Consider the following 13,511-nt stretch of genomic DNA (forward strand, 5'->3'; position numbering starts at 1 on the left):
ACGGGTCAGGCTTTCTTCCGGATGAGGGCCAGGAACATGGCATCGGTGCTGTGGATGTGCGGCCAGAGTTGCGCCGTGGAATCGTGGCCTGCGCCCAGGTTCCCGGTCAGGCTCACGCTGTCCAGCACGGCACCGGCGTCCAGCAGCTCCAGGTCATCCCGCTTCCGGAGGGCATCGCTGACCACTGCCGTGGTTTCGGCCGGGTGGGGTGAACAGGTGACATAGGCAACCACTCCGCCGGGGCGGACGGCGTCCAGCGCCGATTTCAGCAGGGCGCGCTGCAGCGGCCCCAGGTCCGCGAGGTCCTTGGGGGTGCGGCGCCAGCGGGACTCCGGCCTGCGGCGCAGGGCACCCAGCCCGCTGCAGGGGACATCCACCAGGACCCGGTCAAAGGATTCCGGCTGCTCAGTGCCCACGTCACGGCCATCGCCGGTCCGGACGCGCCAGACATCCCTGGGCACGGCGGACAGGGCCTGGCTGACGAGTTTGGCACGGTGCGGGGCCGGTTCATTGGCGAGCAGCGTGGCACCCTGGGCGTTGGCCAGCGCGCCCAGCAGGGCGGCCTTGCCGCCGGGGCCGGCGCACAGGTCCAGCCAGGTTTCGTGCGGGCGTTCTGCTCCAGGGCTTCCGGTGGGATCGAGGTCCACCGCCGCCATGGCGCGGGCCACCAGCTGTGAGCCGACGTCCTGGACGCGCGTGCTGCCTTCCCGCACGGAGGCGAGGCGGCCCAGATCTCCGCCACTGGAGAGCGCCGAGCCTTCCACTAGTTCACCGGGGGTTGCCCCGCCCTCCAGAGCTTCATCCAGGCTGCCCAGGCCGGGCAGGGCCACGAGGTTAACCACCGGAGCCGCGTTATCGGCTTCCAGCAGGTCGTTGATTTCGGCGGCTGACCGTCCATGGGCCACCAACGACTGGCGCATGGCCCGAACAATCCATTCGGGGTGGGCGTACCGGAGGGACGCGATGGTGGTTTCGTCGCTTTCACCGGCCACGAGGATCTCAAGCCACTCCTCCAGGGTGTGCGCCGTGACTTTCCGCAATACTGCGTTGATCAGGGCGGAGGGTCCGGCGCCGATGACGGCGCGGGCCAGGCCAACCGTCTGATCCAGGGCGGCATGGGCCGGGACGCGCATGGCCAGCAGCTGATGGGTACCGATCCGCAGGGCGTCGAGAATGGCAGGGTCAAGCTGGTCCAGCGGCCGGTCAACGCAGCGGGCCAGGATGGCATCGTACGTGCCCTGGCCGCGCAGGGCGCCGTAGCTAAGCTCGGTGGCGAAGCCGGCGTCGCGCTTGTCCAGGCCGTGATGGCGGATGCGGGACGGGAGCACCAGGTTGGCGTAGGCGTCCTCGGCGGCTACCGCGCGCAGGACTTCAAAAGCCACCAGCCGCGCGGGGTCCGCCCGGCGGGTCCGCTGCGCAGGAGCGTTTTCGGTGAAGCTCCGCTGGGAGGGGCGGTTGCGTTCGCGGCCCTGGGCGTTGCGCTGGCTGGAATCCCGCGGCCCGCCCTTGCCCCGTCCGCTGTTGCCGCGTCCGCCGCCCGGGGCGCCGCTGCCGCTGCCGCCCGTGCCGCCTGCATTACCGCCGGATTCGCTCATTCGAAGACCACGCTTTCCAGTGTTGCCATGCCACGCGCCCAGTCAGCGGCGGCCATCATCTTTTTGCCCGAAGGCTGGATCCTCGTCAGCTCCACGGCGTGGGATCCGGTGCCCACCAGGACGCTCTTGCCGTCCAGGAATACCGCGCCGGGTTGCAGGTCAGTGTCGCCTGGCCGGAGCCGGACAGGTTCGAGTTTGACGCGCTGTCCGTCCAGGGTGGTCCAGGCGCCGGGCTCGGGAGTTACGCCGCGGGCGCGCCTGCCGATCGCCAGGGCGGGCTGCTTCCAGTCGAGCCGGCCGTCATCGATGGTCAGCTTGGGGGCCAGTGAAACGTCGCCGACCTGCTGCTGTGCAGCTGCCCTCCCGGCTTCAACGGCGGACAGCGTCTGGGCAAGGAGCACGGCCCCGCTGCGGGACAGCCGCTCCAGCAGCGCTCCGGCGGTGTCCTCCGGGCCAACGCCCTCGGTCAGCGTTCCGAAGACCGGGCCGGTGTCCAACCCTTCTTCCAACAGGAAGGTGACTGCCCCGGTGACGTCGTCGCCGGCCATCACGGCCCGCTGCACGGGGGCAGCGCCACGCCATGCGGGAAGCAGGGAAAAGTGCAGGTTGATCCAACCATGCGGGGGAACATCCAGGGCGGGGCGCGGAATCAGTCCGCCGTAGGCCACGATGGCGGCCACATCCGGCTTGGCCGCGGCGATTTTCGCCGTCACGGCCTCGTCCACGCGGGTGGCGTGGATGATGTCGATTCCCAGCTCGGCGGCGCGGGCGGCAACGGGCGACGGCGTCAGCACCCGTTTGCGCCCTATCGGCGCGTCGGGACGGGTCAGGACGGCAACGATTTCAAAGCCGGCCTCAACGAGGGCATCAAGGGACGGGACGGCCACGGCGGGGGTGCCGGCAAAAAGTACCCTCATGTGGTGGCGCCGCCGCCGAAGCTGGCCCCACCAGAGCTCGCGCCTCCAGAGCTCGAGCCCCCGAAACTGGACCCGACCGTCTTGGCGCGCTTCGTCGTCGTGCGTTCCGTAATGGCGTCATAGTTGGCATTGCGGATGGAACGCAGGGCCGTCTTCCGGTCCTCGCCTTCCAGCCTGTCGGTGAAGAGGATGCCGTCCAGGTGGTCCGTCTCGTGCTGGAAGCAACGGGCCAGCATGCCCTCCCCCTCCACAGCCACAGGATTTCCATTCAGGTCAACGCCGGTGGCGCGTGTGGCGCGGAAGCGGCGGACCGGGAACGCCAGGCCGGGGATGGACAGGCAGCCCTCAACGTGGTCCGCCTGGTAGTCCTCGCTGTTTTCCAGGACCGGATTGATGACGTGGCCCTCCACGCCGTCGATCCGGTAGGTGAAGACCCGCTGGCTGACGCCTATCTGCGGAGCGGCGAGGCCGGCGCCGTCCACGTCCTCCATGGTTTCCGTCATGTCCGCAACCAGCTTGGCGAGCTCAGGACCGAATTCCGTCACGGGATCGGCCACTGTGCGGAGCACAGGATCACCGATGATGCGGATATTCAGAATGGCCATGTGCTGTCTTTCCTCACGGTGGGCGTTAACGGGGAACCTATCCAGTTTAGGTGCAGGGGCGCAGGTCCCGGGACTCCGGACAGACGGACTCCCGGCAGTCGGAGCCCGGGCACACGTGCGGCCCTAGGCGCTGCGGGCCTGCGAGGAGACGGGCGGAGCCACCGGAAGAAGCGCAGAACCGGCGGCGAGTGTATCGGCGGACAGTTCCCAGACCCGGCGCAGGGCGCAGAACTTCCACCAGTGGTGCTTGAGGACGTCGGGGTTGGCGCGGACCGGACGGACTTCCGTCTCCCCGATGGCCACCGCCAACAGGAGCGGGTTCTCGCCGTACTTCCAGGGCTCCCATTCCCCGGCCACCGGGTCCACGAGGCTTTCTTCGGCCTTCATGCCGGCTACCAGTTGCATGACCACCTTGTCATCCAGCGGCTTGACGGCGCCGTCCCGCGTGGTGCCCTTGGTCTTGTAGTCAATAACGCAGATCCGGCCGTTGATCCTGGCCACGAGGTCCAGCGTCCCGGCGTAGCCCACTGACTTGTTCCAGACGGTGATTTCCGGTGCGATGGGTTCCACGCTGTAGAGGTCCCACCACTCATCGAACCTCAGGGCAAAGCCTTCCTCGCCGTTGGCTGCCAGGGCCTCGCGGGTTTCCTTCATGGTGTGGGGCCGGCCCAGGGCACGGAGCGCAACCTGCTCGCAGTAGTTATGGACGCGGTCACCACGCTTGGCTGCCTCGTCCCGGTATTTTTCCGCTGCCTTGGAGGCCCGGTTGACGGCCTGCCGGATTTTCGCCGGACTGCCCAGGCAATCGGCCAGCAACGGATCCTTCGCCAGGCTGCTGGCGCCCATGTAACCGAACCAGCCGTCCAGTCCGTGCGGCTGCTGGCCGATGACGGTGGTGATGGACGGAACGGAGAACTGTTCGGAGGTGGACCGCGCATACATGCGGCCATATTCCGTGGCGTGGGCAAGGAGTGGATCAGTCATACAAAGACTCTTTCACAAGGGGCTGACAGAATGGCGGGCACACAAAAAAGGTCCGTTTCCGCTCGGCTGAGCGGAAACGGACCAGATTCCTCGGTGGGCGATACTGGGTTCGAACCAGTGACCTCTTCGGTGTGAACGAAGCGCGCTACCACTGCGCCAATCGCCCCGATGCCTTTGAATGCTAGCCGACGCGGCGGGGTTTATGGAAATCGAGCCGGGGCCAGGCTCGAATTACACGCCTGTAATTAGAAAAATCCCCTAGATTGCAGGGATCCAGGGGCATCGCCGCCGTCGAGGCACGCTCGATTTGGAGAATCCCTGAACCTCCTATAGAGTTCTTACTCGTTGGAACGCGAGGAAATGCCCGAAACGGCACGGATTCAGCGGCCCAAATGCGGACGTAGCTCAGCTGGTAGAGCACCACCTTGCCAAGGTGGATGTCGCGAGTTCGAATCTCGTCGTCCGCTCGCAGGACACTGTCACGGCAAAGATTTTTCGGAATCGGAGCTTACACGGTGGGTTGGCCGAGAGGCGAGGCAGCGGCCTGCAAAGCCGTTCACACGGGTTCGAATCCCGTACCCACCTCGGTGAAAACCATGGATTCCGGTTCACGCCGGACGAAATGGGCGATTGGCGCAGCGGTAGCGCGCTTCCCTGACACGGAAGAGGTCACTGGTTCGATCCCAGTATCGCCCACCAAGCAAGGAAACTTGCTTCATGCAGTACTCCAGGCCACCGGCCAGGCTGTACTTCATACGCGGACGTAGCTCAGCTGGTAGAGCACCACCTTGCCAAGGTGGATGTCGCGAGTTCGAATCTCGTCGTCCGCTCTCTACCCCAGTAATAAATCCGAAATGGCCGGCCTACCGGTTCCGGGCGATTGGCGCAGCGGTAGCGCGCTTCCCTGACACGGAAGAGGTCACTGGTTCGATCCCAGTATCGCCCACACATAGCAGCTCCCCGTGAGCTGCTTTTTTGTTGCCCGAAAAGGCCTGCCGCGACTTGACAACATTTGTCACAGCCCTTGGCACACCCGGCAGACAGGGCTAGGATCGGTTGCGGAGGAGCGAACTGGCTCCGCGATTGAAGGGAGGTGCTCGTGGGACTGATTGACGATCTTAAGGGCAAGGCTCAGGGTCTCATCCACGGCAACGAGCGGGCCATCAAGGACGGCATCACGAAAGCCGGCGATTTCGTCGACTCAAAGACTGGCGGTAAGTACGCCGGTCACGTGGACAAAGTCCAGGAGGGCGCTTCCAAGCTCGTTGACAAGAACGACGGAACACCCGGCGTAGCGCCTGCCACCGAGCAGACTCCGCCAGTCAACCCGGTTCCGCCGGTTGACAAGGCTCCGTAACAAGGATTTGGCCAGGGCATTGCCCTAGCACGTCAAGGGGGTGCAGGTCCCGCCGGGAGGCGGCACCTGCACCTTTGGCGTTTAACTGACTGTCCGGCTTCCCCGGCCGCCGCCTAGGACGGCTCGTGGTTCTGGCCCTCGCGGGCCAGCGCGGTCAGGCGGGATACGGCACGGAAATACTTCTTGGTGTACCCGCCGTGCATCATCTCGTCCGTAAAGAGCTTGTCGAAGGGGACGCCGCTGGCCAGGATGGGCACATCCTTGTCGTATAGGCGGTCGGCCAACACCACGAACCGCAGCGCCACGGCCTGTTCGGTGATGGTCTCCACGTTTCGCCACACGACGCCGTCGATGCCGTCGATGAGCTGCCGGTAACGGCTCGGGTGGACACCGGCCAGGTGGCCGATCAGTGAACTGAATTCGTCCTCCGCCACGGTCTTACCGTCGAACTCGGCCCTCATCTGTGCAGCCAGCTGGCTGTTCTTCAGCGGCGCCGGGGCGGCGGGCAGGCCACGGTGGCGGAAGTCCTCGCCGTCGATCCTGATGACGTCGAACTGGTCCGCCAGGACCTGGATTTCCCGGGCAAAGTCGACGGCGGCAAAGCGGCCGTCACCCAGCGAACCCGGCAGGGTGTTGGACGTGGCAGCAAGCTTGACGCCGGCGTCGGCCAGTTCACGCATGAGGCGGGACATCAGGACGGTGTCACCCGGATCATCAAGCTCGAATTCGTCGATGCACACCAGCTTGTAGTGGCTCAGCGCTTCAACAGTCTTGCGGAAGGAAAGTGCCCCCACCAGGTTGGTGTATTCCACGAATGTGCCGAAGGCCTTAGGGCCCGGGGCGGCATGCCACAGCGAGGCCAGCAGGTGGGTCTTGCCAACGCCGAATCCGCCGTCGAGGTAGATCCCCGCCCTGGCAGCCACTTTTTTCTTGGTGAAGAGCTTCTTGAACAGGCCGTCGCCGTCGCCGGCCCCAACTCCCCCGGCGAATCCTTCCAACGCTTTGACCGCCGCCGCCTGGGACGGCTGGTTCTGGTCCGGCCGGTAGCTGGCGAAGGAGACCTGGCCAAACCGTGGGGACGGATAAAAGCCCTTGAGGAGCTCATCCACCGAAACCGCCGGAGTGCGGGCGGCAAGCTGTTCGATCTGTACCAAGGTGGTCCGTTCTGCTGGTGGGTTGTCCCCAGAAAGAATACCGGCAACAGCCCGGCCCTCCCCCGCCATCCGGCCGGCAAGGACCCCGGCGTGACGAAGGCCATATTTCCCACTGTTAACAAGGGGGCGGACAGGGCGGCCGGCCGTGGCTAGTGTGGGAGGCAGGTTTTCCTTCTACAGCATCCGCCGTGTGTCTCAGTGAAAGGCCATCACCATGTCCTACGCAGTTGAACAGAACGAGAAGTTCGCCGCCTACGCCAGCCCGGAGCGCCTGGTGTCCACCGAATGGCTCGCAGCCGCCCTCCAAAGCGGCGCCTTGGCGGCCGGAAAGCTGGTGGTGGTCGAGTCCGACGAGGACGTCCTCCTTTACGAGACCGGCCATATCCCCGGATCAGTCAAAATCGACTGGCACACGGACCTTAACGATGATGTGACCCGCGATTACGTCAACGGTGAGGCGTTCTCCGCCCTGGCCGCTGCCAAGGGCATCTCCCGCGACACCACGGTGGTCATCTACGGGGACAAGTCCAACTGGTGGGCCGCCTATGCGCTCTGGGTCTTCACCCTGTTCGGCCACGAGGATGTCCGGCTGCTCGACGGCGGCCGGGACAAGTGGATCGCCGAAGGCCGTGACCTGACCACGGAGCAGACCTCCCCGGCGCCCGGCGACTACCCGGTGGTGGAGCGCAACGATGCCCCCATCCGCGCGTTCAAGGAAGATGTGCTGGCACACTTCGGCAAGCCGCTCATTGACGTCCGCTCCCCCGAGGAATACACCGGCCAGCGGACCCACATGCCGGCCTACCCGGAGGAAGGTGCGCTCCGCGGCGGCCACATTCCTACGGCTGCATCCATTCCCTGGGCGCGTGCCGCTGCGCCGGACGGAACGTACCGCAGCCGGGAAGAGCTCGAGGCTCTCTACCTGGGCGAGGCCGGGCTGACCGCGGGCGATGACGTGGTGGCCTACTGCCGCATCGGCGAGCGTTCCAGCCACACCTGGTTCGCCCTCAAGTACCTGCTGGGCTTTGATACCGTCCGGAACTACGACGGCTCCTGGACCGAGTGGGGCAACGCGGTCCGGGTTCCCATCGCCAAGGGCACGGAACGCGGCACGGTCCCGGCGTAAACTGGAACAGATGACTACACATGACCTGCCCGCCGCGCTGGCGGAAATCGTCGATGACTTCCAGGCCCTGACCGAACCCGATCGGCTTCAGTTGCTGCTTGAGTTCTCGCGCGGACTGCCGGAGTTGCCTGACCGGCTGAAGGACCACCCCGAGCTCCTGGAGCAGGTGGTGGAATGCCAGTCGCCGCTGTTCCTGACCATTGAAACGGAAAAGAACGACGCCGGCCCGGCCGACGCCGTTCGGCTCTACTTCAAGGCGCCACCGGAAGCCCCTACCACGCGGGGTTTCGCCGGTGTGCTCCACGAGGGGCTCGACGGACTCAGCGCCGCCGAAATCCTGGCGGTGCCGGACGATATGCCGGAGCTGCTGGGCCTGACGCGGGCCATCACGCCACTGCGGATGCGCGGCATGACCGCCATGCTGGGACGGATCAAGCGCAAGGTCGCCGCAACGTCCCGGTCCGTGTCCTGATCCCCTGACCGGAAACGGAACGCTTTGGGACGCAAAAGTTCTTCAAACGGAACGCCGGCCACAGCCGCACTGGCTGCAGCCGGCGTTCCTTTTGTGCTGCATCCGTATGCCCACGATCCTTCCGCGGCCAGCTACGGCACGGAAGCCGCCGAAGCCCTGGGCATCGCCCCGGAGAAGGTCTTCAAAACCCTCATGGTGGAAGTGGAGGGCCGGCTGGCCGTGGGGGTTGTGCCGGTCAGCGGAAACCTTGACCTGAAGGCATTCGCGGCCGCCCTGGGCGCCAAGAAGGCTTCGATGGCAGATCCTGCGGCTGCTGAACGCCGCACGGGCTACGTCCTGGGCGGGATCTCGCCGCTGGGCCAGCGCCAGTCATCACCCACGGTGGTGGACAGCAGCGCCCTCAATCTGGGAACGATGCTGGTTTCCGGTGGCAAACGCGGCCTGGACGTTGAGCTTGCGCCGGCCGACCTCATCCGGCTGACGTCCGCGGTGACAGCCGCCATCGGCACCCGCACGCTTTAGCGGTTCTGGCCGGGATTAAGCCGCGGAGCCAACTGGGGCCGGAGCCACGCCTTGATCAGGTTCTCCCAGCGCTCGGGATCGACATTCCATTCCTTGGTGTGCCTGGCGTGATTGAACGTTTCGAACGTGACCATGTCCGGATTCCGCTCACCCAGGAGGGCGGAGGGCTCATAGGGGACGTACTCGTCATCAACGCTGTGGATGATCAGGGTGGGCGTCCGGACTTCGACGGCGCGCGCCACCCAGTCCATGGCCTTGAGGTCCACGGGTGCGGCCAGGCCGGTGAGCCTGCGGCCCACGGGGTGGCCCAGCATCAGCTGCCCGTAGCGGCCCACAAGGGACGGAATGCGGTTGATCTGCGCATGGTGGGCCAGCACATTGACCCAGTTGATAACAGGCGCATCCAGGACCATGGCCCGGATCAGGTGACGGTGAGGCGACAGATCGGCCGTCTGCAGGCAGATGGCGCCGCCCATGGACCAGCCGAAGAGGACAATTTCCTCGGCGCCGTTGGCCAGGGCGAACTCGATGGCCGCCTCCACGTCATGCCATTCCGTGGATCCCAGGCCGTACCGGCCATCCTCGGCCGACGGCGCCAACCCGTCATTGCGGTAAGAGACCAGCAGGCTGGTGAGCCCCAGTTCGAGGGCGGGGCCTACGGCACGGAGGGCCTCCTGGCGGGTGGCCCCGCGGCCGTGAACCATGACTGCCCAGGTACGGGCAGGTCCGCCGGCCCGGACCAGCCACGCCGGTGCTGTGCCGCCGTCGACGTCGATCTGCACGTCCTCCGCCGCAAAGCCGGCGGCAGCGGGATCCGGGTAGAGCGCACCGCTCCACCATCCGCGGCGGGCCGTATCAAGATCGCCGGCATAGACGGCTTCCACTTCGCGCAGGACCGTGCCGTCCGCCGGCGAATAGGAAACGATCCGCCCGATCCGGGCGTGCCCCTTCCCGCCGTCGAAAAACAACCCATAGACGCCCTCCACAGTGGTCTCCGGAGTGGCTGTCAGGATGACCTGGCGGCCGCCTCCTTCCCGGAGCACGGCGAGGACTTCCTGGTCCGCCGTCCGCTGCCGGACGGGGGTGATCACACGCCGGGCGAAATAAAGCGCCAGCGCGGAGGAGCCTGTGGCCAGCAGGCCGGCAAGGGCCCCGCCGCCAATGACGCCGCCGAGCGCCCATTTGGCGCGCAGCGACATACGGCCGTCGGCCTGGGTCGGAACTGCCGCCGTCAACGTGGAGGTGCGCGTGGAAGGTGCCATGGAACCATTCTTACTGCCGCAGACGGGTTGACCATATTCCGTCCGGCACGTGGCATCGGAATTCTGCCGGCCCCGGGGACGCCGCGCGCATGACACCGCGCGCATCGTGCGGCCCAAATGGATGCAGGCGCCGGTGCGCACGACTAGGCTGATGCCATGAGCGATCCAATCGTCATCCTGACCGAAGAACCCCTGGGCGCGGACGACCGCGTCAACATAGAACGCCTGGTGGACGGGCAGGACACTCCCCTTGTCCTGCTGGTTCCAGGGAACACTGAACGGCATCTGCTGGTGGATTTCCTTGAGAATCTCTCCCTGCTGGACGTTGCTAAGGCGTTCCGCGAACTGACCGCCCACGCCCCGGATCCCACCGTTCAACGGGCCGAGGCCGCCGAGACGCTGGCCGTCTCGCTTGCCGCCTTGGAGGGGCTGGGCGCAGGGGTAACGGGCGAGGTAGTGGACGGTGGGGCCGTCAAAGGCCTCGTTGCCAAGGTCAAGGAACTCGGCGCAGCCCAGGCAGTGGTGATCACCCGTCCTCACGCAGTTGCGGATACGTTCCACACGGACTGGGCCAACAAAGCCCAGGACCAGTTAGGGCTCCCCGTGCTCCACCTGTATGCCGGTTCGGGATTTATCGGCGACTCCTGAGCGTTGAGCTGACCATGAGCATCTTTGGTAAGAGCATCTTCGAGAACAAGGCCACGGATTCCGTCCCCGGTCCGGCCGCCGATTCCGTCGCTGCGGAACCGGCCTACCGGAAATCCGACGCCGAGTGGCGGCAGGAACTCACACCGGAGGAATACCACGTGCTGCGGCAGGCGGGTACGGAGCGCCCCTTCACCGGCGAGTACGTGGACACCCATACTGAGGGTGTCTACCAATGCCGTGCCTGTGGCACCGAGCTCTTCCGGAGCAACGAAAAATTCGACTCGCATTGTGGCTGGCCGTCCTTCTGGGCACCGCTCGCCGAAGGCACCGTCCGTTACATCCACGACCGGACGCTCGGCATGAAGCGGGTGGAGGTACGGTGCGCGCACTGTGATTCACACCTGGGCCACGTATTTGAGGGTGAGGGCTACGGCACGCCCACGGACCAGCGCTTCTGCATCAATTCGGTGTCCCTGAAACTGGTGCCGCGCGGCGCTGCGGGGGACGAATCCACGAAGTCCTGAGTCCGCCAGCCGTGGCTCCGCCTACATCTGGCGGAGCCGCGAGGCGCCTCGAGCCCGAGAGTATCTTATGCTCAGGCTCGATTTGAGTTAGAGACTCTGGTTGCTTGCTACGCTCGCCGTAGATGCCCCAAGCAATGAGAAAGGCAGTCGCACCATGACCGTCACCGTGACCGTGGCCCCTACGAGGATCACCGCCGAAAATCCCGCCTGGCTCCGCCTCAGGAGCGCCGCCGAATCCCTGCAGGCCCTGCAGGTCCAGGACGGCTCCGTGCCTGATGCCGGCCATCACGCCGAGGCAACCCTGCAGGTTGCCGCCATCACCGAGTCGCTTGCCGAACTGGCACCGCTGTTCCCGCACGACGCGGCCTATCTTGACGCCGTCGTCGCTGATTTCCAGGCTTGGGCCACGGCTGGATTCGCCGTCCCGGACTTCCTCGCATCGCTGCTGGCGTTCCAGCCCCAGCTGCAGCGCCAGGATGGCCTGCAGCATGTTGTCATCTTCCCCATGTACACCCAGAACGGAAGCAGCAGCCGACTGGTGGAGGCCGTACTGATCGAGGTCATCTGGCCCGATTTTGTGGCCGGCCTTGAGGCCGGGGACTATTCCAACAAGCTCTTTGTGCCCATCCGGTTCCTGGACTTCACCCACGGTTACAACACCAACTCGGCGGTGCTGTTCCCCGAAACCGTTGCTGTCCGGGCGACACCCACCTTCACCTGGGGCGCTATTTTTGCGGACCGTGAAGCTGCCCGGTTCCGCCGGGTCCTGCGCGCGGCCGCAGACATCACCTCCCTGGACCTGCCCGCGGGCGCCGCGGAACTCCTGGCCGACCAGGAACTGACCGAGGCCACGTTTGTGATGTGGGACCTGATCCATGACCGGACCCACATGCGCGGCGACCTGCCCTTTGACCCGTTCATGATCAAGCAGCGGATGCCCTATTTCCTGTATTCGCTGGAAGAACTCCGTTGCGACCTCACAGCCTTCCGGGAATCCGTCCGGATCGAACAGGACGAAGACGCCGGGCCGGAAGCTCGCCGGCACGCGAAACTGGTCCAGTACGCCATCATCTTCGACCGGATCTTCCGCTTCGCGATCACCGGCAACCGGGTGCGCAACTACGACGGCCTCGGCGGACAGTTGCTCTTCGCCTGGCTGCACCAGCACCACGTCCTGCACTGGACCGACAGCCGGCTCAGCATCGACTGGGACCAGGTGGCGGACGCGGTGATCGCCCTCGGCGCCTCGATCGACGAGCTCTACTGGCGCTCCATTGACCGGCCAAAAATGGCCCATTGGCTTGCCGCGTACCAGCTGATCTCCGCCACACTCACGCCCAACCCCGCATCAGTATGGGCCAAGGGCCCCGACGCGCTTCCCGTCGCCGGTCCGCCCCGCGGCCTCACCGACCAGGTGCTGGACGACGAATTTCCGCTGTCCATGTTCTACGAAGCCTTGGAGAAGAAAATGCGTCCAGTCATCGAATCCACCGCCGGCATCACCGGAGCGTCCGCGCTGTGAGCGAACCCGGCGCCCCGCACGTTGTACCTGTTCCGGATAATGCCCTCGGGCTGAACGTCCTGGTCACGGGCGGCAGCGGACCCTCCGGGATCGCGGTGGCCCGGGCGTTGCACCAGGCGGGCTTCCGGGTCTTTACGGTCGGCTCGGACAGCACGCGCATCGACGCTGCCGCACGGCAGGCGGGCGACGGCGTCACTTCCCTGGTGTGCGATCTTGCGGATCCCGCTGACGTTCAGGCCCTCCGGAAGACCCTGGCGGGCACCGCCGGAGCGATGGATGGAGTCATCCACCTCGTGGGCGGCTGGCGCGGCGCTGCGGGCATCACGGACCAAAGCGACGCCGACTGGGACTTCCTGGAGCGCGGCGCCATCACCACGCTCCGGAATGTCTCCCGGGCCTTTTACGCCGACCTGGCCGCCGCCGGAGCCGGACGGTTTGCCATGGTGTCCTCCACCGCGGTGGACAAGCCCACAGCAGCGACGGCCAGCTACGTGGCGGCAAAGGCCGCCGCCGAGACCTGGACACTGGCGATGGCGGAGGGGCTGGCCCGCGAGGCCGCGAATGAGGGCACCGCCTTGCGCGGCGCCGCCGTCGTCCTGGTGGTGAAAGCGCTGGTGGACGCGGAACTCCGGAAGGCGCACCCGGAACGGACCTTCCCCGGTGCCACCGACGTCGAGGACCTGGCCGCCGCCGTCGTCGGACTGTTCAGCCGTCCGGCAGCCGAACTGAACGGCCGGCGCTTGCTCCTGACCCCCTGACCGCAAATCCCCAGACTGGCCCCTGACCGGCCGGACCCGACCTCCCTAGACTGAGAACGTGAGCA

The 13,511-nt window shown here is 66.0% G+C and carries 14 protein-coding genes and 6 tRNA genes; 13 read left to right on the forward strand and 7 right to left on the reverse strand.

Annotated elements, in window-relative coordinates:
• Positions 1 to 5: 5 nt before the first annotated feature.
• From AU252_RS02010 to AU252_RS02030, 5 genes are all read right to left on the reverse strand, one after another.
• Positions 6 to 1,595, reverse strand: coding sequence for an RsmB/NOP family class I SAM-dependent RNA methyltransferase (locus tag AU252_RS02010; protein WP_058929295.1), 1,590 nt, complete (start codon positions 1,593 to 1,595; stop codon positions 6 to 8).
• Positions 1,592 to 2,512 (reverse strand): methionyl-tRNA formyltransferase, encoded by a 921-nt coding sequence (fmt, locus tag AU252_RS02015; RefSeq protein WP_058929296.1) that lies wholly within the window; start codon positions 2,510 to 2,512, stop codon positions 1,592 to 1,594. Before fmt ends, AU252_RS02010 begins: the two co-directional genes overlap by 4 nt.
• Positions 2,509 to 3,117, reverse strand: coding sequence for a peptide deformylase (def, locus tag AU252_RS02020; RefSeq protein ID WP_058929297.1), 609 nt, complete (start codon positions 3,115 to 3,117; stop codon positions 2,509 to 2,511). Before def ends, fmt begins: the two co-directional genes overlap by 4 nt.
• A gap of 123 nt (positions 3,118 to 3,240) precedes the next feature.
• Complete coding sequence (locus AU252_RS02025; protein WP_058929298.1) at positions 3,241 to 4,101, reverse strand: cytochrome; 861 nt, start codon at positions 4,099 to 4,101, stop codon at positions 3,241 to 3,243.
• A 94-nt stretch (positions 4,102 to 4,195) separates the two neighbouring features.
• Positions 4,196 to 4,267 (reverse strand) — tRNA-Val (locus tag AU252_RS02030).
• Between the two features lie 228 nt (positions 4,268 to 4,495).
• Between AU252_RS02030 and AU252_RS02035 the strand changes: the two genes are divergently transcribed.
• The 6 genes from AU252_RS02035 to AU252_RS02060 all read left to right on the forward strand — a co-directional run bounded on the left by AU252_RS02035 (position 4,496) and on the right by AU252_RS02060 (position 5,458).
• Positions 4,496 to 4,568, forward strand: a tRNA-Gly gene (locus tag AU252_RS02035).
• A gap of 47 nt (positions 4,569 to 4,615) precedes the next feature.
• A tRNA-Cys gene (locus tag AU252_RS02040) sits at positions 4,616 to 4,686 on the forward strand.
• 39 nt (positions 4,687 to 4,725) lie between these two features.
• A tRNA-Val gene (locus AU252_RS02045) sits at positions 4,726 to 4,800 on the forward strand.
• A gap of 58 nt (positions 4,801 to 4,858) precedes the next feature.
• A tRNA-Gly gene (locus AU252_RS02050) sits at positions 4,859 to 4,931 on the forward strand.
• A 44-nt stretch (positions 4,932 to 4,975) separates the two neighbouring features.
• A tRNA-Val gene (locus tag AU252_RS02055) sits at positions 4,976 to 5,047 on the forward strand.
• 153 nt (positions 5,048 to 5,200) lie between these two features.
• The gene (locus AU252_RS02060; protein ID WP_058932698.1) at positions 5,201 to 5,458 is read left to right on the forward strand and encodes an antitoxin; all 258 of its coding nucleotides are present in this window, start codon (positions 5,201 to 5,203) and stop codon (positions 5,456 to 5,458) included.
• 113 nt (positions 5,459 to 5,571) lie between these two features.
• On the opposite strand, the gene zapE is transcribed toward AU252_RS02060, so the two are convergent.
• Positions 5,572 to 6,612 (reverse strand): cell division protein ZapE, encoded by a 1,041-nt coding sequence (gene zapE / locus AU252_RS02065; protein WP_058929299.1) that lies wholly within the window; start codon positions 6,610 to 6,612, stop codon positions 5,572 to 5,574.
• Between the two features lie 214 nt (positions 6,613 to 6,826).
• Here zapE and AU252_RS02070 point away from each other — a divergent pair, with 214 nt between their 5' ends.
• From AU252_RS02070 to ybaK, 3 genes are read left to right on the forward strand one after another with little or no spacing between them, the layout of a single operon-like run.
• Complete coding sequence (locus tag AU252_RS02070) at positions 6,827 to 7,738, forward strand: sulfurtransferase (protein WP_058929300.1); 912 nt, start codon at positions 6,827 to 6,829, stop codon at positions 7,736 to 7,738.
• A gap of 10 nt (positions 7,739 to 7,748) precedes the next feature.
• On the forward strand, positions 7,749 to 8,210 hold the full coding sequence (locus AU252_RS02075) for a SufE family protein (RefSeq protein ID WP_058929301.1): 462 nt from the start codon (positions 7,749 to 7,751) through the stop codon (positions 8,208 to 8,210).
• A gap of 24 nt (positions 8,211 to 8,234) precedes the next feature.
• Positions 8,235 to 8,732 (forward strand): Cys-tRNA(Pro) deacylase, encoded by a 498-nt coding sequence (gene ybaK, locus AU252_RS02080; RefSeq protein WP_058929302.1) that lies wholly within the window; start codon positions 8,235 to 8,237, stop codon positions 8,730 to 8,732.
• Here the strand turns inward: ybaK and AU252_RS02085 are convergent.
• Positions 8,729 to 9,931 carry an alpha/beta fold hydrolase gene (locus tag AU252_RS02085; protein ID WP_099093418.1) on the reverse strand — a complete coding sequence of 401 codons (1,203 nt, stop codon included), beginning with the start codon at positions 9,929 to 9,931 and terminating at the stop codon, positions 8,729 to 8,731. The genes ybaK and AU252_RS02085 overlap by 4 nt on opposite strands.
• Positions 9,932 to 10,150: 219 nt before the next feature.
• Here AU252_RS02085 and AU252_RS02090 point away from each other — a divergent pair, with 219 nt between their 5' ends.
• From AU252_RS02090 to AU252_RS02105, 4 genes are all read left to right on the forward strand, one after another.
• A complete protein-coding gene (locus tag AU252_RS02090; protein WP_058929304.1) occupies positions 10,151 to 10,642 on the forward strand; it encodes a hypothetical protein in 492 nt (163 codons plus the stop codon).
• A gap of 14 nt (positions 10,643 to 10,656) precedes the next feature.
• Entirely contained in the window at positions 10,657 to 11,166 is a 510-nt protein-coding gene (gene msrB, locus AU252_RS02095) for a peptide-methionine (R)-S-oxide reductase MsrB (protein ID WP_058929305.1), read from the forward strand.
• A gap of 154 nt (positions 11,167 to 11,320) precedes the next feature.
• Positions 11,321 to 12,688 carry a DUF6421 family protein gene (locus tag AU252_RS02100; RefSeq protein WP_058929306.1) on the forward strand — a complete coding sequence of 456 codons (1,368 nt, stop codon included), beginning with the start codon at positions 11,321 to 11,323 and terminating at the stop codon, positions 12,686 to 12,688.
• Positions 12,685 to 13,446 carry an SDR family oxidoreductase gene (locus AU252_RS02105; protein ID WP_083510224.1) on the forward strand — a complete coding sequence of 254 codons (762 nt, stop codon included), beginning with the start codon at positions 12,685 to 12,687 and terminating at the stop codon, positions 13,444 to 13,446. The genes AU252_RS02100 and AU252_RS02105 overlap by 4 nt, the downstream gene beginning before the upstream one ends.
• Positions 13,447 to 13,511 lie beyond the last annotated feature (65 nt).

This window comes from Pseudarthrobacter sulfonivorans, from assembly GCF_001484605.1.
GTDB lineage: Bacteria > Actinomycetota > Actinomycetes > Actinomycetales > Micrococcaceae > Arthrobacter > Arthrobacter sulfonivorans_A.

Bases quoted from the DNA above. Each gene is read 5' to 3' on its own strand.
- AU252_RS02010 (WP_058929295.1), bottom strand. From the start codon at position 1,595: ATGAGCGAATCCGGCGGTAATGCAGGCGGCACGGGCGGCAGCGGCAGC.
- fmt (WP_058929296.1), bottom strand. From the start codon at position 2,512: ATGAGGGTACTTTTTGCCGGCACCCCCGCCGTGGCCGTCCCGTCCCTT.
- def (WP_058929297.1), bottom strand. From the start codon at position 3,117: ATGGCCATTCTGAATATCCGCATCATCGGTGATCCTGTGCTCCGCACA.
- AU252_RS02025 (WP_058929298.1), bottom strand. From the start codon at position 4,101: ATGACTGATCCACTCCTTGCCCACGCCACGGAATATGGCCGCATGTAT.
- AU252_RS02070 (WP_058929300.1), top strand. From the start codon at position 6,827: ATGTCCTACGCAGTTGAACAGAACGAGAAGTTCGCCGCCTACGCCAGC.
- AU252_RS02075 (WP_058929301.1), top strand. From the start codon at position 7,749: ATGACTACACATGACCTGCCCGCCGCGCTGGCGGAAATCGTCGATGAC.
- AU252_RS02085 (WP_099093418.1), bottom strand. From the start codon at position 9,931: ATGTCGCTGCGCGCCAAATGGGCGCTCGGCGGCGTCATTGGCGGCGGG.
- AU252_RS02090 (WP_058929304.1), top strand. From the start codon at position 10,151: ATGAGCGATCCAATCGTCATCCTGACCGAAGAACCCCTGGGCGCGGAC.
- msrB (WP_058929305.1), top strand. From the start codon at position 10,657: ATGAGCATCTTTGGTAAGAGCATCTTCGAGAACAAGGCCACGGATTCC.
- AU252_RS02100 (WP_058929306.1), top strand. From the start codon at position 11,321: ATGACCGTCACCGTGACCGTGGCCCCTACGAGGATCACCGCCGAAAAT.